A 21,736-nucleotide genomic window follows, 5' to 3' on the forward strand; every position below is an offset into this window, starting at 1 on the left:
AATTTCATTCTCCATTATTTAATTAAGGCAAATTTGCCAATCTTGGTACCAATCCCCGGTGCGTCAACAACGAATACGTAGACACCAAAGGCTACATCAATATTTTCTTCGCTTCGTAAATTCCAATAAACATCGCCGACAAAAAGATTTTCGGTATTTAGAGTTCTTACCAGCTCACCTCTTACAGTAAAGATTGATATTTTCGATCCCGGCGGAATATATGTAAAACGGATTTCTCTTTCGCCTCTTCCGCTTGTTTGTGTACTGAGTAGCCTTTGTTCACCGGCATGTGTGACTACGTAAGGATTTGGCACAACTTTAATCTTATCAAGCTGGTCTTTTGCGAGATCATTATCTATCCTGGCTCCATACATCGTAAAGAAGAAACTGTCATTCTGATTAAACGGTTTAAAAGTAATTATGTTGAACGTTCCAGCGGTTTCAAGTTCACTAAGAGTTCTGTACCTAATATTCACACGCCAGGTTCTTACGTACTGTCCTTGTACAAATTCCTTAAACCATATGCTGTAAGTATAACTTAAGGTACCTACTCTTAAATAAACCGCATCTATATATTGATCTTTCGTTAGGTTTTTAACCTTGAAGTTAATCGGTCTTGCCGGAACAATATTGCTTGCACCGGTGCCAACAGTATCAACAACAGAAGTGTCAATTATTGAATCATAAAATTCAATCACATAATCATTTGGCGTTGCGTAACCATTATATTTTGGATTGTTTGCAACAAACCTCAAAACTTCAAATGTCGGTGGTGGATCAGAAGGAATATTTGATGCATAGGATGTATCAACTGCAATAAAATCATTATATAACTGCATCCTGAATCCGTGACGAACCGGTGTCTCTCCGTTAAACAAATTGGATTCGAAAACGAGAGCATCATAAACAGCAGTGTAGTATGACTGACCGGTAACTCCGACTTTGTTGCCGTTTACAAAAATTGTATCCGTACCAGCAGGAAGTGGAATAGAATCGTTTGGATTGACGATGTAGGTCTGATTCGCAAGCGGAACAAAAACAGTATCCGGTGTCTGCAAATCCAACAAAGTCCAGTTGGAAGTTAAATCTGTCAGTCCTGTATCCTGAAAAACTATCTGATAATTGAATCCATCCCGAACTTCCGCTTCATCAATAATTTCAACTGCTGCATAACCTGTTCCGAAGAATGGATCGGATTTTTCCAGATCATCAAGAAATGCATTTGAATACCCGGCTGGTCTTCTACCTGGAGTTATAAACGCTGTGTTATCATCAAGTATTACCTCACCGGTATTTGATCTGAATATAAATTTAGAATTTTCTTCCGGAAAGATATCCGGTGTTCCGTCTCCGTGGTCAAATGCACAAACTGCATAATAATATGTGATACCCGGAGTAACAGTCGAATCGACAAACCGGTTTACTATTCCGTTACCTTCACCGAAGTAATATGTAATTCCGCCGAAGGCTTCCAGCAGTTCTGCACTCGGGATGAAAAATCCATTATACTGATTTGCTAGATCGTACTGAGCGATTGGTTTATCGAATGTTAAAACACCGAGAGCATTTGTAATTGTCCTTGCATCCCGGAAGTTTGCATCCGTTGCTCTGTAAATTTTGTAGCCTTCAAAATCCTGTTGTTTGGTTACGAAGTCACGGGAATTTTCTGTCTCTTCACCATCCCAATAAATAACAACCTTTCCGTCATTTTGAGTGATATTTATCTTTGGCTTTTTCGGTGCCTGAGGGAAAGCATAACCAGCATTGTAAATCTGCTGAACTATTTTTTTATTCTTTACGATATCTGCGTAATCCTCACCGAATAACAATGAAACTGAAAATCTTTCGGGAGTTTTTGGAAAGAGCGGGAAGAATCCTGAACTATAAATAAAGTCACCATCCTGAGGAGTTGCCGGTACAACGTCGAATCTTCCCGGAGTCATTCTTCCCCAAAGAGATGAATCAATACTTAAATCAGGTGCACTTTGGAGTTCAAAGAAGTTAAATCCGGTAAGACCGATTTGGTCAGATTCATCTGGATCGGTTTTCCCAAAATTTGGTTCACCTTGAGTTGGTATTCCATCTCCCTCGCCAAAATCCGGACCCGGATAGTTATCATCTTCCGGACCTAACCCGTCTTCTCCTAAATCATCAAACAACGGATCCCAATCTTCATCTTCATCAATATCATTATCTCTTCTTTCATCGATTAAAAGATCATTCACTCCCGCCCCAGTGACAAAATTTTTGTACGACAGACCGGTCAATCCTCTTCTAACTCTGGTTTCATAGTGAGTTGCCTGGTTTTCATCAACCAAACCATCAAGGTCATTGTCTATAGCATCGTTTGCCGAAGGATCCGGGATAAAAATTTCCTGGCCGTTAACTAATGTGAGAGTTGCATTACCTTCTCTAAGTTGAGTCACACCAGGTTCAATGATGAATCTGACTCCGAGTGAAAAAACTGTATCTGTAGTAGATTTAACTGTATGAAGCGATCTTTTATAAATTCTTAATCCCTGAGCATCAACTGTATCTGAAATTAGCACAACCTGCTCACCAGCATTATAAATAACAGCATTAAAATCGGAAGAAACGAACCTCGGTGAATTTGATTTGGAATCATTGTCATTATCAATTCCATCAAAAGGATTTCCCGGAGATTCGAGGAAAGCATAACCAACGTATCCAACTTTTTGTCCACGATTACCAATGCCATCACTATCCCAAGAATAAGTTATCCAGTCATTGATATCAAAAAATCCAAGGTCATCCTGGCTGTCGCCATCACCACCGGCTAATGTTCCAACTATAGTTCCGAAATTAGCTTTTTTATAAAGCGTTGTTCCATCATTGTTGATTTCATACAACCAGAATATTGCATCTTCAGCTAAGAAACTTGACCATTGAAAACCTCTTTGTCTCATACGAAGAGCCATTCCGTTCCTGGAAAGGTTATTTGAATCTGGTCTGAAGTTCGCATTGAATTCATCATCCCAATCATCATCGGCTTCGAAGAAAGATTCCTGATCAGCGTTTTGAATACCTCTGCCGAAATAACCGAACCACTGAGTGTTTCCGTTTTCGTCTTTCCAGTTTCCAGCAACCGGATCGTTCCATCCTTCAATTGGCCAGGACTGTGGCAAATGACTCATCGCGACAGAAGGGTAATTCGGATTTCTGAATCCCGGGACAGGATTCCATCCCCAGAAATATCCGCTCGGACTCTTTTCGTCAAACTGACCGCGTCTGGGACCTCGTGAAATAACAATAGATTGAAGAGTATCATTAAGTGTATTAATGAATTCTACGCCGATCAATGGGATACAATCACCAATGTAGTTTTCACCTGAACCAAGTGGCCATTCACCCCTGATATCAATTCCGGTGTTTACTCCGGCAATCTGACCGTCATTGTAGTAAGTAATTGCTGCTCTGTTTCCGGTATGGTACCCAATCGTAAGCAGTGTCGGATCACTGGTTCGCTGGGCAAAAACACTGATGCCGGATAATAGAAATAGAATTAAAAGTATTTTCTTCATAATTACCTTCGCTTAAAATTAAAAGTTTAAACCTAATCCTAACTCAACTCTCCTTGGCTCAGAGAAATAAGTAGGATTAGTATAAAGTTCGTCAAGTGAATTATTATATAGAGTCGGATTTATTTTCTCTGCTTCAAGTTTTGCAAAAGTGAAGAAAGGATCTCCAGTATCTGTATAAATATTAACAGGATTATCAAAGTCTAATAGGTTAAACACTCTTAGGAAAACAGATAGTAAGGTACCCGATGCTATTTCAAAATCCTTGTAAACTCTTAGATCAACATTTACAATTGTGGGTTTATCAGCACTGTTTCTTGGGAAAGCATTTTGTGTAACTCTTGTATTTTTGTTAACTGCTGGCGTGTAAGGCTGACCTGAAAAGAAATTACCAATAAGAGAAAATCCCCAATCACTTGCTTTGGAATAAGCTAATGATACATTTAGTGTGTGTGTTTGATCCCAGTTTAAAGGAGCTATATATGTTTCTGGCAATGCACCGCCAAGTGCAGCATTCCTCGAATCGGCTGGATCTGAAGCATTTCCTTTTGTATCGGAGAATGTATAATCTACGTAAGCTGCGAATCCGCCGGAAAATCTTTTTGTGAATTTTAAAACGAATCCTCTTGAACTTCCAAAATCTGAGTTAATATATTGACTGTATGTTTGAGCTCCGCCAAATACAACTACATCCTGGGTTTGGGTTCCGGTAAGATTTCTAAAATCTTCAAAGAAAACTGTTGCATCAACTGACATATCATCTCCGATTTGCTGCTGCAATCCAATTTCACCCTTAACAGTTTTCTGCGGTTCCAGGTCAGCGTTACCAAACAAGCCGGCATTACCAGAATTTACGCCTAGTTTAAACCTTGGATTCTGATAAAGGTATTCATATCGCGGAAGCTGTAAAAAATGTCCATATGAAAAATGAACAACACCATTCGCTGAAATCGGAAACGCCAAACCTACACGAGGACTTACCTGTGTTTTAGAGGTAGCATCTCTATACCAGTAGGTTTCTCTTTCTTCAAAAGTTTTAGATGCTTCGCCTGGATCCTGAACTCCGTTTCCATTTGCGTCATTAAATCTGTTATTTGGTTTCAGCGGGTTGTAAATATTAGGATCAGTCGGATCATTAAGCACAACTCCATCTGGCTGGAAGTAATCAACTCTTAAACCCAGATTGAAAATCAGATTAAATGCTTCGAACTTTGATTGAACATATCCAGCAATTTCATTTGGTTCATGATTATAGGTGTCATAATCTGTTGAAGAAATATTTGGGACATCCACATTATATGGAGTGACTTTCTGGCCGTTTTCATCAACCATCGGAACAAGATTAATATTCTCAAGATAAATCTCATTATATCTGTAATCGCCGCCAAACTGCAAATTAATTTCCTGTGTAAGCTGAGATGTCCAATCAAGCTTGGCTCCGTACGTTCCCGTATTTCTTACAAAACGATTATTGTTTGTACCCCCAACTGCAAAGCTGTAAGGTGGAGTTACTACCGTTGAATTGTCTTCGTAATTTGTTGGTTTAGCTGCGTTGCCTGTATAAATCTCCTCAAATAAATACTGCCTGTAATCTCTGTATGCATAACTTAAATTCAAGGTATAGAAGCTGTTGTTAGATACAGCATGATTTATTGCTAAAATATTTGTGTATGATTTATTGAATCTTTGGAGATTATTATCCGGTGTCAGTTTATTGTTATGATCATAATCAAAATAATCTCTTTGCTCAAGCAAATAATTATAACTTAGTTTAAAACCCTGGAATAGTTGGTAAGTTAATTTCCCCTGACCATAGATAGTTTCACTTTCGTTCATCGAAACAAATTCGCCATCACCACTTTCCTGAACTTCGAATTCCTGAGTAATAGGATTTTCAATGGCACGATCACTTATCAAATATACTCTTTGACCGTATAGATATCCAGCGTTGTAATAATATCGTCCATTTACGTAGAAGAATAACTCATCCTGAAGAATTGGTCCGCTAAGACTCCCTTCAATATTTCTGATTCCTATCGGGTTTAAATCGTCTACGTTTGTAAAAACATCTGTTCTATCGGAAACATAATCACCGCTGTACAGTTGAAGATTTCCATTAAATTCATTATTGCCATCTTTTGTAACAAGATTTACAACACCTGATTGAGCCTGACCATATTCAGCATTAAATGCACCACTGATAACTTGTAATTCCTGGACAGAGTTTTGATTCACATTAATAACACTGCTTCCATCGTAAACGTCAGTAACAGGAACTCCATCAATTTGGTAAGCAACCTGGTTAGCTCTTCCACCTCTGATGTGAATGTTTCCCCCGGAAACAACAACGCCCGCTTGAAGTTTTAACACATCCTGAACTTCAGCGACAGGGAGTTGAGAAATAACATCATCACCAACAATAGAAGTGCTAGCTGTTAAATCCATCTTTACTAATGGTTTTGTAGCTATAACTACAACTTCTTCACCCAACTCAACAGATGCTTCAGATAGTTGAAAATCAATTGTGGTGGTAAGATCAATTGAGACTTTTACATCCTGATAAGTAACGCTGTTATATCCTATTGCCGAGGCTTTAACTTCATAGTTTCCCGGCGGAACATTAATAATTGAATAATATCCATCAATATCTGTCGCTGCACCCAGTGTTGTTCCCATAATAACAACATTTACGAAAGGAAGAGGTTCACCGGTTGCATCCGTAACACGACCTGCTAGTCTGCCTGTTGTTCCTGCAAATATTATCTGGTTGGAAACTATCAACAATGATAGAAAAATCTGTGAGAGTATTTTCATAAGATGCTCCTGTTTAACATTCTTACAAAGTCGAAATTGTGTACGGCTGTTTTATTTTTAATCCTGCCCGTTGGATAAATAATATTTTAGTAATCAAACTTAAACGGAGTTAATTTTTTCAGGATAAACTTCTACTTCACAGCCATCATCTTTGAAGGATTCCATTCAACAAATATGAATGGATTGAATACGGATATTTTAAAGGGAATTTGATTTTGAGAAGCAGTAAAGATTTATCGAATATCGCTCCGGGTTTCGTTTACAGTTTGGTTATGTTATTTCAATTAGAAAAAACGAATAAATTATGTGCAATATTAACACGTTTTTTTGCGATCAGCAAACTTGCTCGAATAATCTCAAGTTGCTGGAGAATTGCTAACTTGACATAAGTTTGACACAAGCTAATTTTAATTTAGACCGCACATCCCTGAGGAACAAGTATTTACGGGTAAACCACAGCTGCCTGTGCTGCACTCCCCGGCCAAAGAATTTGATCCACTCTTGATACTTGCACTGAATGAAGAAAATAATTTTCTGTTTTCATCTGATTTGCAGACAGGACAGATTACTTCTTCCTGCTGAGTTGTAGATTTGTGGAGGAATTCGAATTTATTGTTGCAGACGGAACATTTGTATTCAAATATTGGCATTAATTATTCCTCCAAGCCAAGCATTTTCATTAATCGGCCATGAGCTTCTTCCGGCACTTGAACGTTATATTTTCTATAGCACTCAATTGTTATTTCTACTGATTTAAAATATTCTTTGCAATGCGGGCAAGTATCAAGATGATTTTTAACTTCTGCACATTTTTCATCATTCAGGTTTTCACCCAAACTTTCACAAACGTGCTTCATTACTTCCTTGCAGGTTATTTTTTCTTTTTTCATCTGCTGAATGCCTCATTAATTTCTTTTCTTAGAAAAGCTCTTGCACGGTGAAGTCTTGACTTTACTGCTGGTACAGACAGATCAGTAACCTTTGCGGTTTCTTCCGTTGAAAGGCCTTCAACATCCCGTAAAAGAAATACGAGTCTATAATCCGGTGATAAATTCTGTATTGCCATATCAAGAATTTTTTTTAGTTCCTTGTTCTCTGTATCCTTATATGGAATTGTACTCCAGTCAGCTGCATATCTGTCTTCAAAAAGATTTTCCTCATCATCAAGTGAAACAAAAGACCGGCTCTTTGCTTTTCTGGCCATCATCAGGCAATGGTTGGCAACTATCCGGTACAGCCATGTTGATAGTTTTGAATTATGGTCAAACTGATGAAGTGATTTAACCATACTGTAAAAAGTTTCCTGCATAATATGCTCAGCATAATTTTTATCCCGGCAAATCTTAAATGCAAAATTGTAAATAGTTTGTTCGTACTGCTTTACCAACTCTGCCAGAGATTGCTTATCGCCGGCCTGCGCTTTTTCAATAAGCTCTTTTTCTTCCATTCGTAAGATGTTTTTAAGTAATTTAGGATTCAAAACTAATGAAATTATGGTTATTATTCTCTCAGAGATTACAGATCTTTTTAGTAATCTTTGCACTTTTATATTGGGATACCTAATTTTAAACTCAATTAATAAATTGATATTCGCTTATTTAGCATATGCCAATTACCCGGACAACCCGAGATATCAGAAGTAACAAACTTTTCACTGGCCTGAAAGAATCCCTGCTTAATTCCTTTTTTGATCAAAAAGAAATTAGAGAGGCCAGAGAAGGCGATATTATTTACAGAACCGGTGATCCTGGCAATGATCTTTATCTTATAATCAAAGGAGAAGTAAAGCTTAAGTTTCCATCCCACAGCTATGTTGCCAGTAAAATATTAAATGATTTTTTTGGTGAAAAAGAGCTTCAGGATGAGACGAAAAGAATTTCTTCTGCTATGGCTTTTAGTAAAGTGGTTTACTACAGAATTGACAAATCGATCCTTCAATCAATATTCAAAAAAATCCCCCAAATAGCAGAAAATTTCGGAAAATTCGGTGAATTTAAATTGCCCGAACCCACTCTTGATGCTGAAAGGAAATTTAATATATCCGAAAGAGATAGACCGGTCCGGTTTCGTGCATTTGCAAATGACAATAAATTAGAAGATGAAAAAAAATCTGAAAAGGAACCACCTCCGGTACAAACTCAGCAATTATTGCCTGATCTTGAATTGATGGAAAAATCCATTGAGATAGAAGATGAACTTATTCTGGAAGATAATCTTGAGCTTGAACAAGCTTTGGAAGAATTGAGTGAAATGACAGAAGATGATCAGATTGACTTGTTAGAGCCGATTGCAGCAGAGGAATATGAAGTTACACCACAATCAGAGCCAGCTGAAAATCTGCCACCGGATTCTAGTGAACCAGAAATTATATCTTCGGAAATTAAAGCTAACGACGAAGTAAAAATCGCTCCTGTTGAAACTGGTATTAACAGAGAAGTCGTAAGAAAAATATTCCTCGCTCTTAATCGGATCTTCAGCGGAATAAGTATGACTGAGTTAGTGAAAAACACAAAAAGATCGATCCGCGATCTTACAAATTCTGAAAGTGCCGATCTGATTTTTGTGGAAGAAAAAAATTCATCAATGTACAAGATTATTACACAGGAAGGTAAAAGCAAAAACGAATTTTTTGAAATAGCGGATGGATTGACAGGTGCATGCGCACTTCGAAAATCACCTATAAATTTTGACAGGCCAACTGAAGACAGCCGTTTTAATTCAAAGATAGACTATCCAGGTCCGGCAAGAATGAAACGGATTCTCTACTTCCCTGTTATGAATGATGTTGGTGAAACAATCGCAGTTATTCAGACAGCACGGGATAACAAAAAATTTAGTGATGATGAAGTATCTTACCTTACAATGATAAGCAAGCAGCTTGAAACAGCCATTTCACGCACCAAAACTCTTGAATCACTTCTGAACAAAGAAAAACTAAATTCCGGAAGAAAACTCAGAGATGTTATCACAAAGGAGTTACATATCCCGATAGATATTATCGACAGCTACACTAAAATATTAAGCTCTAAAAATCTTCCTTCTGATACAGATGATATTGTAAGAATGCTGCAGAAACAAGCAGCCTCTGTTATTGATCTGACCGACAGTATGCTGAAAGTATTAGTTGATGAAATAGCACTTGAAAGCGGCAAGGTTCATTTCAACGAATTCATTGACGATGTACTCGAACTCCTTTCCGAGTACTGCGAAACACAGGGAGTGAAGCTGTATAAAAAAATCGGAGATGGCGCAGTCGTAGATATTGATCGTGCTAAATTATTTACTGCAATTTTTCAGTTGATTAAAGCCTGTGTTGCTGATTGCCGAGATGCTGGAAAAATCTATTTCAGTACAGAACTTTCTATGGATAAAATTTCAGTTTCAATTCAGGATGAAGGTAAAGGTGTTATTGTATTCCCCGAAGGTGAAATTCTGGATTACTTTTACTACAAAGAAAAGATAAAAGAAGATGAAGTTCATTTACTTCTCGCAAAAAAAATTATCACTGCTCACTCCGGAAGTGTTGATGTGGAAAGTATTAAGGGAGTGGGTTCAACATTTCACTTGTTTCTACCGGTTGCTAACTAAGCTGCCGGAAATATTTACCCCAAATAAATTATAATCATGCCTTTCGAATTGGTCACAATCTTAGGACCGACTGCTGTTGGTAAAACGAGAATAGCAGTAAATCTTGCTTCCAAGATAAATGGTGAAATTATCTCGGCTGATTCCCGACAGGTTTATACTGGTATGGATATCGGTACAGGAAAGGATCTTATCGAGTTCAAAAAAAATAATATTAAATATCATCTGATTGATATAGTTGATCCAACTGAAGAATACAATATTTTCCGTTTTGCACAGGATTTTAAATTATCACTCGAATCAATTAAAAATGCCGGCAGGTTTCCACTAATGGTTGGCGGATCAGGATTGTACTTGTCTGTAGTTCTCCAGTCGTATCAACTTCCTTCTGTAACTGACTTTGAAACTGATGATTTAGGAAAAAAATCTATGTCTGAACTGCAGGAAATGCTATTACAGTTAAAACCAAAACTGCACAATATTACCGATTTCAATTCCCAAAAAAGACTTATAAAAGCAATTCTAATCGAACAAGCAAGAAAGCAATCTGATAATAAAGTAATTAATATCAACTCTTTAAATGTTGGGATAAAACTGAATCGCGAGGAAATAAAGAACAGGATAACTGAAAGATTAAAATCAAGATTAGCTAACGGAATGATAGATGAAGTAAAAGGGTTAATTCAAAAAGGAGTATCACATGAAAAGCTTCAGAATTTTGGATTGGAGTACAAATTTATTTCTCTGCACTTAATAGGCAAGCTTAACTATAACGATATGTTCCAGAAACTTAACAGCTCAATTCACACATTCGCAAAGAAGCAAATGACGTGGTTCCGAAAGATGGAGAAAGAAGGGGTCGAAATAAACTGGTTCCGTCCCGAACAGTACGACGAAATAGAAAATTTTGTCCTTTCTAAATTGAATAATGAATAAAACTCTTCCTGCAAACGTTTTTCATTACCTCGAAAAAAAATCTTACAAGGATTGGCAGCTCGAGTGGGAAGAAGTTTCCGGGATACAAGCTGTTATTGTCGTGCCAGCCATTAGTGAATATGAGAATATAAAAAGACTTTTAATTTCATTAATCAAGAATGACAGTGCTAGTTTGGAGAAGAGTCTCGTAATTTTTATTGTGAACAATTCTGTTACCGCAGATGATGAAATTAGGAGGGATAATCAAAGCACCATTGAATTTTTAAGACAAATAATACACGGCAAATCTAACGATCAGTTATCAAAAGACATTTTGGAATCAGGATTGAGGATCGGACTAATCGATGCTTCCTTCGAAGGAAAAGAATTTGGTGAGAAATTGAGTGGTGTGGGACTTTCAAGAAAAGTTGGAATGGATTTGTCGTTAACTTGTTTTGATTATTCAACTCAAAATAAAAAAATAATTATCTCGTTGGATGCCGATTGCATTGTTGAAAAAAACTATCTTCAGGAAATAATAAATTCCTTTGAGACAAAAAAAATTTCTGTTGCAAATATTGAATTCGAACATAATCTTTCTGAGAGCGGTATACACAAATCGGGGATAATTTCATACGAAATATTTTTGCGGCATTATGTTGCTGGACTTCTATTCGCAAAATCACCATTTGCTTTCCATACTGTTGGCTCAACCGTCGTATGTGATCATGATGCCTACATCACCACAGGTGGTATGAACACAAAAAAAGCTGCAGAAGATTTTTACTTTCTTGAAAAACTTGCCAAGCATTATAAAATTGATCGAATATTTAATACGAAGGTAAAACCTTCTTCGCGCGAATCGTGGAGGGTTCCTTTCGGCACAGGAAGAACTATGATGGAACTCTCTTCAAATAAAAAAGAAATTCTGGTGTACGATCCGGACATATATTTAATTATTAAAAATTGGCTGGAATTGTCTTACTCTGATTTATCAGTGAACATTGAGTTATTACTCGCAGAAGCAAAAAAAAATCATTTTGAATTATTCAATTTTCTGATCGAGAGAAAGTTCACACAGGATTGGAGCAAAATACTTGAGAACAGTAAATCAGTCAGACAATTAGATTATCAAAGAAAGAATTGGTTCGATGCTTTTGAGACGCTCAAGCTGACACATTATTTGAGAGATAAAGCTTTTCCGATGATGGATTTATTTTCCGGAACTAAAAAGTTTTTTCAGATTGCTAATTATACTCCTAAATTTGATTTGGAAAATGTTAATAATAATTCAGTAGATGATCTGCTATTGTTGCTTGACGAAATGCGCACATTTGAATTTCAACTTCACGAAGAAATGAATCAATGATAATAAAAACCGAACAGAACGAAATACAGGATTATCTTAAAGATGCTTCGAATACTAAAGGCTATTGTGATGCAGTAGTTTATCCGGAAAACACAGATGATATCGTTACAATTTTAAAAAGAGCAAATGAAGAAAATACAAAAGTAACTATCTGCGGTAACAGGACAGGATTATCAGCCGGATGTGTGCCTAATGGAGGAATCGTTCTTTCAACAGAAAAGATGAATAAAATTCTGCAGATAAATGAAAAAGAGAAATATGCAGTTGTTGAGCCTGGAGTTCTACTTTCAGATTTCCTGCAGATCATTAAGCCGTTAAAGCTTTACTACCCGCCTGATCCAACAGAACTGAATTGTTTCCTTGGAGGAACGGTTGCCACCAACGCTTCTGGTTCAAAAACTTTCAAATATGGACCAACAAGAGATTTTATACTTGGTATCGACATCGTTTTGCCAACCGGTGAATTGCTTGCTCTTAAAAGAGGAAAGGTTTTTGCTAACAATTTTAATTTATCATTTACTATTTCAAACGGAAAAGAGTTTGCATTAATAATTCCATCCACCAAAATATTAACCACAAAAAATACTGCCGGATACTTCTGCAAAGAGAATATGGATATCATCGATTTATTTATTGGTTCGGAAGGAACGCTTGGAGTTATAACCAAAATTAAATTGAAATTACTTTCGGCACCTGAAACAATTCTTTCTGCGGTGATTTTTTTTCAATCAGAAGAAGCTGGATTAAATTTTATTGAGCAAGCGAGAACTGAATCATACGAATCAAGAAAAAGTCAAAATAAACTTGCTATTGATGCTTTGTCATTAGAATACTTCGACAAGAATGCGCTGGAATTTTTACGAGACGATTATCCAAATATTCCGGTAAATGCAAATTCGGCTGTATGGTTTGAACAGGAAACTGATGAACAATCCGGTAATGATATAACCGAATTGTGGATTGGTCTGGTAGAAAACCATCACGGAGATCTGAGTAATTCCTGGATAGCAATGAATGAAAAAGATAAATCACGTTTCATTGAATTCCGTCACAGAATCTCAGCGAAGGTTAATGACTTTATTTCGTCAAAAAATTTAAGAAAGCTTGGTACTGATTTCGCTGTTCCTGATAACAAACTAAAAGAATTTTACTTCAAATTAAAAAAAGACGTTGAGTCAGCCGGATTTGATTATGTTATCTACGGACATTTCGGCAATTCACATATTCATTTAAATATTCTTCCAAAAAATCAGGAAGAATTTGAGCAGGCAAAGAAACTTTATAGGGAATTGTGCATTTCTGCAATTAACTACTGCGGCACTTTTTCTGCAGAACATGGCGTTGGAAAAAATAAGAAAGAACTTCTTTACGAGATGTATGGAGCAGAAATAATTGAGCAGATGTTCAGGATAAAGAAGACTTTAGATCCGGAATTAATTCTGTGCAGCGGGAATTTATTCAATACAAAATAATAGTCACTTGATAAGCACTTTATTAATTTTGTCAAGAAGAGCTTTTTTTGTGAATGGTTTAGTAATATAATCTGAGCAGCCGCAATTCATAATTCTAATTTCGGCTTCCTTGAAAGCATGAGCTGTTACAGCTATAATAGGTTTGTCGAAATAATTTTTATCTTCTCTTATTTTCTTTGCAAGTTCAAAACCATTTAATCCCTGACAGAGATTAATATCAAGCAAGATAACTGCGAATTTTTTTTGGTTGAGTTTATTAAAAGCCTCAGTTGAGTCAGAAGCTGTTTCAACCATATAATGGTTTTTTAGAAACATCACGACGATTTCACGGTTTGCACTATCGTCCTCAATGTACAGTATTGAATCTGAAACCCCTTTTTCTTTTTGCATCACGTTCTCCTTAAGCAGAAAATTGACTTTGCTATTGCCGCTTAATGAAATCAGTTCCTTCCCTGGTATCTTTTAAAGTGATTCCAAGAGATTCTAATTTTTTCCTGATCTCATCAGCAAGCTGAAAATTCTTCTCCAACTTTGCTCTTAATCTAACTTCAATTAATAACTTTATCAATTCATTTTCAAGGCGAGAATCCTGCTTCATTTCTTTTTCCTCAAAGGATATTATTCCCAAAACATTCTGAGCGGTGTTCGTTAAAAATTCTTTTACATGAATATAAAAATCGATATCAATGTTTTCCTTCTCTGCAATAACCCGGTTGACTTCCTTAACAAAGTCATAAATTACTGCTATTGCCTGAGGAGAATTAAAATCTTCATCCATAGCTTCAGTAAAACGACTCTCAAAAGATTTGAAATCAAAATCAGGATTTACTCCGTCGGATTTATTTTTGGTAAGTGCCGTATCGATAGTCGCCTGAAGATTTTTAAATTTTTCCAATCCCTTTTCGGCTGCGTCAAGCAGTTCAGCTGTAAAATCAACCGGACCTCTGTAATGAGCCTGTGCAAAAAATAACCGGATCGCTTCAGCAGAATATTTGGAAAGCACTTCTCTTGCAGTAAAGAAGTTGCCAAGTGATTTTGACATTTTTTCTTTGTTGATGTTCAGAAATCCAAAATGCAGCCAGTATTTTACAAATGATTTTTTATTTGCTGCTTCACTCTGGGCAATTTCATTTTCGTGATGAGGAAATATCAAATCATTTCCGCCAGCGTGAATGTCAAATGATTCTCCGAGATGTTTGCAGCTCATTGCAGAACATTCAATATGCCATCCGGGACGACCATTTCCCCATTCACTTTTCCAGAAAGGTTCACCCTCTTTTGATTTTTTCCAGAGTGCAAAATCAAGTGGATTCTGCTTTTCCTCCATCACTTCTACTCTTGCACCGGATTCGAGTTCATCAATTTTTTTACCGCTCAACTTGCCGTAAGTTTTGAATGAGGAGACATTGTAGAAAACATTTCCATCAACATTGTAAGCTGCACCGTTATCAAGGAGTGCTTTTATCATTCCAAGAATTTTATCCATATGCTCAGTTGCTTTAGGATAGAATGTAGCCGGCTTGATCTTTAGTCTTTTTATATCATCAAAGAAAGCATCCGAATATTTTTTAGCAACTTCACTTGCGGGAACTTTTTCCTCGATAGATTTTTTAATGATCTTATCATCGATATCTGTCAGGTTCATTATATAAGTAACATTGTATTTTTTATACTCAAGATATCTTCGTATGATATCTGCCATAATAAATGTTCGTGCATTACCGATATGAAAATAATCATAAACGGTTGGTCCGCAGATATACATTCCAACATTTGGCGGATTCAGAGGAATGAATTCCTCGATTTGCTTTGTAAGTGTGTTGTATAATTTCAGCATTAAAGTAGTAATTTAGAATTAATAAGCTTTCAAAATATAACTAATTAAAAATTGAATTTTAGGATTCGATTGATTTCAATTTTTGAATCAGGTGTTTCATATCATCTGGAAGTTCAGAATTGAAAAACATCTTCTTCTTTTCTACCGGATGATAGAATCCAACTGTTTTTGCGTGCAATGCTTGTCTCGGAATAATCTCCAGCAGATTCTGAACTCTTGCTTTAATTTTTGGAAGTTCAGAACCAAAAACGACCTGACGTCCGCCGTAAGTTGGATCACCAAATACAGGTTTGCCAATCCCCGATAAATGGACTCTGATCTGGTGAGTTCTTCCGGTTTTTAAATTTATTTTCAGATATGAAGTAAACTCAAATTCTTCGAGAACTTCGTATAAAGTGAGAGCTGTTCTTCCTTCACTTTCGCTCACTGAAAATTTTTTTCTGTCTTTTTTACTGCGGACAATGTTAAAATTAATTTCACCCTTCTTCTCTTTAAATTTACCCCAGCATATTGCGTGATACTCGCGATCAACTGTTCGCTTGCTGAACTGCTCTGCAATTTTTACGTGAGTAAAATCATCTTTGGCAACAACAAGCAATCCACTTGTATCTTTATCGAGGCGGTGAATAATTCCCGGTCTTCCGGGTTCATTTAATCCGCTGAGTTTTCTTGTATGATGAAGAAGTGCATTTACCAATGTCCCCGTATAATTTGCATAAGCTGGATGTGCGACCATTCCTGCAGGTTTGTTTATCACAAGCAGATAATCGTCTTCATAAATAATATCGAGAGGAATGTCTTCAGGTTCAGTTTCTTCAGGACGCGGAGTTATCGGATGAAATGCTTCGATTACATCAAATGGTTTTACGTGGTAATTTGATTTAACCGTAACGCCATTTACAGTTACAAATTTTGCATCAATCAGTTTTTGAACTTTAGAACGGGTTGCATTTTCAATCGAGCTGGCAAGAAAAACATCAAGCCTTTCTTTCTTTTTCCCCTCCGGTATTTCAAACCGATATTTCTTTTCCTTTATCAGTTTCACCATCGCTTAAACCATCATTTATATTTTTAGAAGGCAGCTCACTATCAGAAGTTTCACCGGAATGATTTACTTCTTTGTTCGCAATCTCTTCAGCTTCTCTCAGCTTTTTATCTTCTGCTTCGTGATGTTTATAAAAAACTAACAGAATTAAAACACCAATGGAAACTGCCGCATCAGCAATATTGAAAATCGGCCAACGGCCGTAGCTCCGCCCGAATATCGAGAAATTGAAAAAGTCAAAATCGAAGAAGTCAACTACTTTTCCGTAAAAGAGTGGGGCATAATCGTAAATCATTCCATAAAACATTCTGTCAATTACGTTTCCAACGGCACCACCAAGTATTAATGCAATTGCAATCTTGAGACTGAGCGATTTTTTCCGGATAGTGAAAAGATAGATGAGCAATCCGACACTTGCTACAAGTGAAAACACGGAAATAAATAATTTAAAATCCGATCCCGGATCAAAACCAAATGCCATCCCCGGGTTTTCAGTGAAAGTAATTCTGAAAAAATCTCCGATAACTGAAATAGATTCTCCAAAATACATCCCTTCGAAATTAATATTCAGAAAAGGAATAGAAATTCCTTTGATATAGAATTTCGAAACCTGGTCAATGAAAATTACAGCGAATGTAATATATAATACTCTCAATTTTTTTCTTCTCCGTCTTCAACGAGCTTTGGAACCAACTCATCCGGTTTATGACTTTTCCTGGTTAAAATGACATATATCAACAGAACTACACCAAACAAAATACAGATATCCGCAAAGTTAAAGACATAATTGCCGTGTATATTATCGAAGATAAAAATCCTAAAAAATTTTATATCCAGAAAGTCCACAACATTTCCCTGGAACAAAGGTGCGTAGTTATAGAAAACACCGTAGAATATTCTATCAAATAAATTTCCAACTGCGCCGCCAAGAATCAGTGCAACTGAAATCCGAACTTTTCTGTCAGGGTTTTTCACAACTACCAGATAAGAGAAAAAACCAATGCAGGTTAGAATAGTGATTACCAGTATCAAATCTCTCAAAGATTCGCCGGGATCTATACCAAATGCAATTCCGGGATTTTCAACCAGAGTAATGTTCAGCACATCATTAATAATTGGTTTGGTTTGACCAGGATTTATTCCGTCATAACTTATGTTGAACATCGGCAGGTGTAAACCTCTGACCGATATTTTGCTTATCTGATCTATAAGGAAAAGAGATAACGGAAAAAAAAGAATTTTCAATATTACGCTTCTGCTTTCTGCTGAGAAGAGATGCTATTTCTTTTCTTGTCTCTGCTTTATCGGCAAACAGTGCTGACTGTGCGGTACTGCTTCTAATCTTTCTTTTGGTATTAGAGGGCAAGTCTCACACAAATGCTGCGGTTCGTCAATACACTCCACGCAAATACCATACGTGCCCGCATCAATTCTTTTCAACGCATCTTCGAGATACCCGAGAAATTTATTTTCTCTCTGAGCATAAAGAAAAGTTTTTTCTCTCTCCATCGCATCGGTTCCCTGCTCAGCCATATGAAGTGAATAAGGAGAATTCTCGTTTATGTATTCGCCGGTTGTAGGATCAAGCATCTGCTCTTTCAGGTTCTGGAGCTGTTCAATTATTTCATCTCTTTTTTCAAGGATGATCTGTCTGAAATGTTCAAGGTCTCTTTTACCATAACCTTTTATCTTGGCAATCGCTTTATTTCTTGATTCAACGATGTCTTCAACTTTAACTTCAACCGGGGCTTTTGGCAATTTGCTTTTTTTGAATGATACAGCTTTAACCGCTTTTCTTATTGGTTTTGCTTCTTTTTTAACAACTGAACTTTTCGCAGCTGATTTTTTTGTGGCAACCGTTTTCTTAACGATTTTTTTTGCGGCGGTTTTCTTGTGAACTTTCTTTGGTGCCGCTTTTTTTGCAGCAGGTCTTTTAGCTGCTGTTTTCTTGACTGTTTTTTTAACGACTTTTTTAGCCATTGTGATTTACTCCTATAATTAAATACTTACTTTTTCTATTTTAATTTTAATTTCTTCGCTGCCGATTTTCCAATCCTGAACAAAGCCGCCATTAAGCTCAACTTTGTTCTCTATTTTTTCCGCAAGTGTTTCTATTGCAATATAATTTTTAAATGAATCAATCGCTGAGTTGAATTCTGAGTTTCCTGCAAACGCGATGGTTATTTTATCAGTAACCTGGAAACCGGCATCTTTCCTCATATTCTGAATTCTGTTTACGAACTCTCTCGCCAGTCCTTCTGAAATAAGTTCTTGTGTAAGCTGAGTATCAACAGCAACTGTTACACCATCTTCGCTTTCAACAATCCAGCCTGCAATCTGTTCGGACAGTATCTCCACATCATCTTTACTGATTGATAAGTTTTCACCATCAACTTCCACTGTAACTAAATTGCCTTTTTCGACTAAGCTAATTTCCGCAGCGGTAAAGTTTTTAATTTTCTCCGCAATGACTTTTACATTCTTACCGAATTTTGGTCCGATAGCTTTAAAGTTTGCTTTAGCTGACTTATGAACTAAGGTTGAATCGTCATCAAGAATTTCAAGTTCTTTAATATTCACTTCTTCTAGAATTACATCCTTCATCTTCGACAGAGCATCTCTCATATTTCTTTCAACAACAACAATAAGTTTCTTTCAGAGGCTGCCTGACTTTTAAATTTGATTTTGCTCTTATCGCTCTAACAAGATACACAACGTGCTGTGCAACATCCATTTTCTGTTCTAATTCTTTATCAATCTCGCCTCTGACCGGAAAATCAGCAAGATGGACAGACTCGATCTTTTCACTTTTTGTGACAGTATTTAAATTCTGGAATAATTCCTCTGCGAGAAATGGTGCAAAAGGGGCAATAAGTTTTGAAATTGTAACAAGACATTCATATAATGTCTGATACGCAGCCAGCTTGTTTTCGTTCATCTCAGATTTCCAGAATCTGCGTCTGCATCTTCTTACATACCAGTTTGACAGATGATCAATTGTAAAATCTGAAATTGCCCTTGCCGCTTTTGTTACTTCATATTCATCCATCAGTTTAATATTAGCTTCAACTAATGAATTAAGTTTTGAAAGGATCCACCTGTCAATTTCTTCTCTTTTAGAAAGAGGAACCTGCGCCTGCTTATTTTCAAATCCATCTATGTTCGCATACAAAGCAAAGAATGCATATGTATTCAACAACGTTCCAAAAAATTTTCTTTGAACTTCAAGCAATCCTTCTTCATCGAAGAGAGTTGGTCTCCAAGGAGGACTGTTTGTTACAAGATACCACCTCGTCGCATCGGCACCATATTTTTCAAAAAGAACAAAAGGATCGACTGTGTTGCCTTTTGACTTTGACATTTTCATTCCGCTCTTATCAAGAATCAACTCATTGACAATAAGGTTTTTGTATGCAACACTATCAAACAGCATTGTAGCAATTGCGTGCATAGTATAGAACCATCCTCTTGTCTGATCAATACCTTCGCAAATAAAATCAGCAGGGAAAGCTTTCTTTTCAAACCACTCTTTATTTTCAAAAGGATAATGATATTGTGCAAAAGGCATCGCTCCGGAATCAAACCAGACATCAATTAATTCTGGAGTTCTCGAATAAATCTTTCCGTCCTTCTCGAATTGTACTTTGTCAACAAATGGTTTATGGAGATCGATATTATCAATTTCACTTACAGGGATTCGTTTGTTGTTTTCAACTATAAAACCTTTTTTCAAGTCCTCGATGCTTCCGATTGGAAGAATATCTCCATCTTCATTTATCCAGAAAGGAAGCGGAGTAGCCCAGAACCTGTCACGCGATAATGCCCAGTCTTTATTTTCTTCCAGCCAGTTTCCGAATCTTCCTGCACCAACTTCCGGCGGCTGCCAGTTGATAGTTTTGTTAAGCTCGATCATCCGTTTTGCAACACTGGTGGTTCTGATAAACCAAGATTCACGAGCGTAATAAATTACAGGAACATCCTGGTTTCGCCAGCTGAAAGGATAAGTATGTACTATTGTATCTTTTTTGTAGAGCTTGCCTTCTGTTTTTAGTTTTATAATAATTTCTTTATCGGCATCTTTAACGAATTGTCCGGCGTAATCAGTAATTTCGGATGTGAATCTTCCGCCTCTGTCAACAGGCTGAAGCATCGGGAGATTATATTTTTTTGAAAGGTCATAGTCGTCCGCACCGAAAGCAGGTGCAATGTGAACAATTCCAGAACCGGTATCCGTACTTACAAACTCACCGAGACAAACGAAGAATGCTTTCTTGCTCGGTTTTACATAAGGTAAAAGCTGCTCGTACTCAACTCCCTCTAAATCTTTTCCTTTCATCTCTTTAAGAATTTCATACTCACCATCCAGCGTTGAGAGCAATTCTTTCGCGAGAATAATTTTCTTTTCTTTGTGAAGAACCTTTACATAGTCAACATCGGAACCAACTGCGAGAGCAACGTTTGAAATTAATGTCCACGGAGTGGTCGTCCAGACTAAGAAGTATTCATCTTGATCTTTCGATTTAAAGAGAACATAGACTGACGGGTCTTTTGTTTCCCTGTAACCGAGTGCCAGTTCTGCCATTGACAGAACAGTTTCAGATTTCGGATCCTGCGGAACGATTTTATAATCTTTATAAATAAGTCCTTTATCATAGAGAGTTTTGAGCGCCCACCAGACTGATTCGATGTATTCATTTGTCAACGTTATGTAAGCAGACTTTAGATCAATCCAGTAGCCCATCCGCTCGGTCATCTTCTCCCAGAGATCGAGGTAGGTAAAAACAGAATCGCGGCATGCCTGGTTATATTTTTCGACCCCGAACTTTGCTACTTCACTTTTATTTTTTATGCCGAGAGTTTTCTCAACTTCAATTTCAACGGGAAGACCATGAGTATCCCAGCCTGCTTTTCTTTCAACACGGTAACCACGCATAGTTTTGTATCTGCAGACGATATCTTTTAGTGTCCGCGCCATAACGTGATGGATTCCGGGTTTGCCGTTTGCTGTCGGAGGACCTTCATAAAACGTAAATGATTTTTCAGGAGAGCGGGATTCCACACTCTTTTGAAAAATCTTTTTCTCCGACCAGAACTTTAATATTTCCTGTTCGGTCTCCGGATATTTTATTTTTTCCAAACCTTGCTTATACATTTTAAAAT

The 21,736-nt window shown here is 36.9% G+C and carries 15 protein-coding genes and 1 pseudogene; 4 read left to right on the top strand and 12 right to left on the bottom strand.

Annotated elements, in window-relative coordinates; translation table 11 throughout:
* Positions 1–14 precede the first annotated feature (14 nt).
* The 5 genes from IPM14_10930 to IPM14_10950 all read right to left on the bottom strand — a co-directional run bounded on the left by IPM14_10930 (position 15) and on the right by IPM14_10950 (position 7,800).
* Positions 15–3,542 carry a hypothetical protein gene (locus IPM14_10930; protein MBK9098605.1) on the bottom strand — a complete coding sequence of 1,176 codons (3,528 nt, stop codon included), beginning with the start codon at positions 3,540–3,542 and terminating at the stop codon, positions 15–17.
* Between the two features lie 18 nt (positions 3,543–3,560).
* Positions 3,561–6,353 (bottom strand): TonB-dependent receptor, encoded by a 2,793-nt coding sequence (locus IPM14_10935; GenBank protein ID MBK9098606.1) that lies wholly within the window; start codon positions 6,351–6,353, stop codon positions 3,561–3,563.
* 407 nt (positions 6,354–6,760) lie between these two features.
* Positions 6,761–7,003 carry a zinc ribbon domain-containing protein gene (locus IPM14_10940; protein ID MBK9098607.1) on the bottom strand — a complete coding sequence of 81 codons (243 nt, stop codon included), beginning with the start codon at positions 7,001–7,003 and terminating at the stop codon, positions 6,761–6,763.
* A gap of 3 nt (positions 7,004–7,006) precedes the next feature.
* Positions 7,007–7,243 (bottom strand): zf-HC2 domain-containing protein, encoded by a 237-nt coding sequence (locus IPM14_10945; protein MBK9098608.1) that lies wholly within the window; start codon positions 7,241–7,243, stop codon positions 7,007–7,009.
* Positions 7,240–7,800, bottom strand: coding sequence for an RNA polymerase sigma factor (locus IPM14_10950; protein ID MBK9098609.1), 561 nt, complete (start codon positions 7,798–7,800; stop codon positions 7,240–7,242). The genes IPM14_10945 and IPM14_10950 overlap by 4 nt, the downstream gene beginning before the upstream one ends.
* 158 nt (positions 7,801–7,958) lie before the next feature.
* On the opposite strand from IPM14_10950, the gene IPM14_10955 reads away from it, so the two are divergent.
* Genes IPM14_10955 through IPM14_10970 form a run of 4 tightly spaced genes read left to right on the top strand, consistent with a single transcriptional unit; the run spans position 7,959 to position 13,694 of the window.
* Positions 7,959–9,941 (top strand): cyclic nucleotide-binding domain-containing protein, encoded by a 1,983-nt coding sequence (locus IPM14_10955; protein ID MBK9098610.1) that lies wholly within the window; start codon positions 7,959–7,961, stop codon positions 9,939–9,941.
* Between the two features lie 36 nt (positions 9,942–9,977).
* Positions 9,978–10,874 carry a tRNA (adenosine(37)-N6)-dimethylallyltransferase MiaA gene (gene miaA / locus IPM14_10960; protein ID MBK9098611.1) on the top strand — a complete coding sequence of 299 codons (897 nt, stop codon included), beginning with the start codon at positions 9,978–9,980 and terminating at the stop codon, positions 10,872–10,874.
* Positions 10,867–12,222: a glycosyltransferase family 2 protein gene (locus IPM14_10965; protein ID MBK9098612.1), complete on the top strand. Its 1,356-nt coding sequence runs from the start codon at positions 10,867–10,869 to the stop codon at positions 12,220–12,222. Before miaA ends, IPM14_10965 begins: the two co-directional genes overlap by 8 nt.
* The gene (locus IPM14_10970; protein MBK9098613.1) at positions 12,219–13,694 is read left to right on the top strand and encodes an FAD-binding oxidoreductase; all 1,476 of its coding nucleotides are present in this window, start codon (positions 12,219–12,221) and stop codon (positions 13,692–13,694) included. The genes IPM14_10965 and IPM14_10970 overlap by 4 nt, the downstream gene beginning before the upstream one ends.
* Before the next feature lie 3 nt (positions 13,695–13,697).
* Here the strand turns inward: IPM14_10970 and IPM14_10975 are convergent, their stop codons facing one another.
* The 7 genes and pseudogenes from IPM14_10975 to IPM14_11005 all read right to left on the bottom strand — a co-directional run bounded on the left by IPM14_10975 (position 13,698) and on the right by IPM14_11005 (position 21,728).
* Positions 13,698–14,084, bottom strand: coding sequence for a response regulator (locus tag IPM14_10975; GenBank protein ID MBK9098614.1), 387 nt, complete (start codon positions 14,082–14,084; stop codon positions 13,698–13,700).
* A 31-nt stretch (positions 14,085–14,115) separates the two neighbouring features.
* Positions 14,116–15,528, bottom strand: coding sequence for a cysteine--tRNA ligase (locus IPM14_10980; protein MBK9098615.1), 1,413 nt, complete (start codon positions 15,526–15,528; stop codon positions 14,116–14,118).
* 61 nt (positions 15,529–15,589) lie between these two features.
* Positions 15,590–16,579, bottom strand: coding sequence for an RluA family pseudouridine synthase (locus tag IPM14_10985; GenBank protein MBK9098616.1), 990 nt, complete (start codon positions 16,577–16,579; stop codon positions 15,590–15,592).
* Positions 16,542–17,231 (bottom strand): signal peptidase II, encoded by a 690-nt coding sequence (locus IPM14_10990; GenBank protein ID MBK9098617.1) that lies wholly within the window; start codon positions 17,229–17,231, stop codon positions 16,542–16,544. Before IPM14_10990 ends, IPM14_10985 begins: the two co-directional genes overlap by 38 nt.
* On the bottom strand, positions 17,228–17,821 hold the full coding sequence (locus IPM14_10995; GenBank protein ID MBK9098618.1) for a signal peptidase II: 594 nt from the start codon (positions 17,819–17,821) through the stop codon (positions 17,228–17,230). Before IPM14_10995 ends, IPM14_10990 begins: the two co-directional genes overlap by 4 nt.
* A 33-nt stretch (positions 17,822–17,854) precedes the next feature.
* Positions 17,855–18,556 carry a conjugal transfer protein TraR gene (locus IPM14_11000; protein ID MBK9098619.1) on the bottom strand — a complete coding sequence of 234 codons (702 nt, stop codon included), beginning with the start codon at positions 18,554–18,556 and terminating at the stop codon, positions 17,855–17,857.
* Between the two features lie 18 nt (positions 18,557–18,574).
* Positions 18,575–21,728 (bottom strand): annotated as a pseudogene (locus IPM14_11005) (isoleucine--tRNA ligase).
* Positions 21,729–21,736: the final 8 nt, after the last annotated feature.

The organism is bacterium (genome assembly GCA_016716565.1).
Classification (GTDB): Bacteria; Bacteroidota; Ignavibacteria; order Ignavibacteriales; family Ignavibacteriaceae; genus IGN2.

Excerpts from the sequence above, each read along its gene's own strand:
- IPM14_10940 (MBK9098607.1), bottom strand. The coding sequence starts at position 7,003 with ATGCCAATATTTGAATACAAATGTTCCGTCTGCAACAATAAATTCGAA.
- IPM14_10965 (MBK9098612.1), top strand. The coding sequence starts at position 10,867 with ATGAATAAAACTCTTCCTGCAAACGTTTTTCATTACCTCGAAAAAAAA.
- IPM14_11000 (MBK9098619.1), bottom strand. The coding sequence starts at position 18,556 with ATGGCTAAAAAAGTCGTTAAAAAAACAGTCAAGAAAACAGCAGCTAAA.
- miaA (MBK9098611.1), top strand. The coding sequence starts at position 9,978 with ATGCCTTTCGAATTGGTCACAATCTTAGGACCGACTGCTGTTGGTAAA.
- IPM14_10970 (MBK9098613.1), top strand. The coding sequence starts at position 12,219 with ATGATAATAAAAACCGAACAGAACGAAATACAGGATTATCTTAAAGAT.
- IPM14_10945 (MBK9098608.1), bottom strand. The coding sequence starts at position 7,243 with ATGAAAAAAGAAAAAATAACCTGCAAGGAAGTAATGAAGCACGTTTGT.
- IPM14_10975 (MBK9098614.1), bottom strand. The coding sequence starts at position 14,084 with ATGCAAAAAGAAAAAGGGGTTTCAGATTCAATACTGTACATTGAGGAC.
- IPM14_10985 (MBK9098616.1), bottom strand. The coding sequence starts at position 16,579 with ATGGTGAAACTGATAAAGGAAAAGAAATATCGGTTTGAAATACCGGAG.
- IPM14_10935 (MBK9098606.1), bottom strand. The coding sequence starts at position 6,353 with ATGAAAATACTCTCACAGATTTTTCTATCATTGTTGATAGTTTCCAAC.
- IPM14_10955 (MBK9098610.1), top strand. The coding sequence starts at position 7,959 with ATGCCAATTACCCGGACAACCCGAGATATCAGAAGTAACAAACTTTTC.
- IPM14_10930 (MBK9098605.1), bottom strand. The coding sequence starts at position 3,542 with ATGAAGAAAATACTTTTAATTCTATTTCTATTATCCGGCATCAGTGTT.
- IPM14_10950 (MBK9098609.1), bottom strand. The coding sequence starts at position 7,800 with ATGGAAGAAAAAGAGCTTATTGAAAAAGCGCAGGCCGGCGATAAGCAA.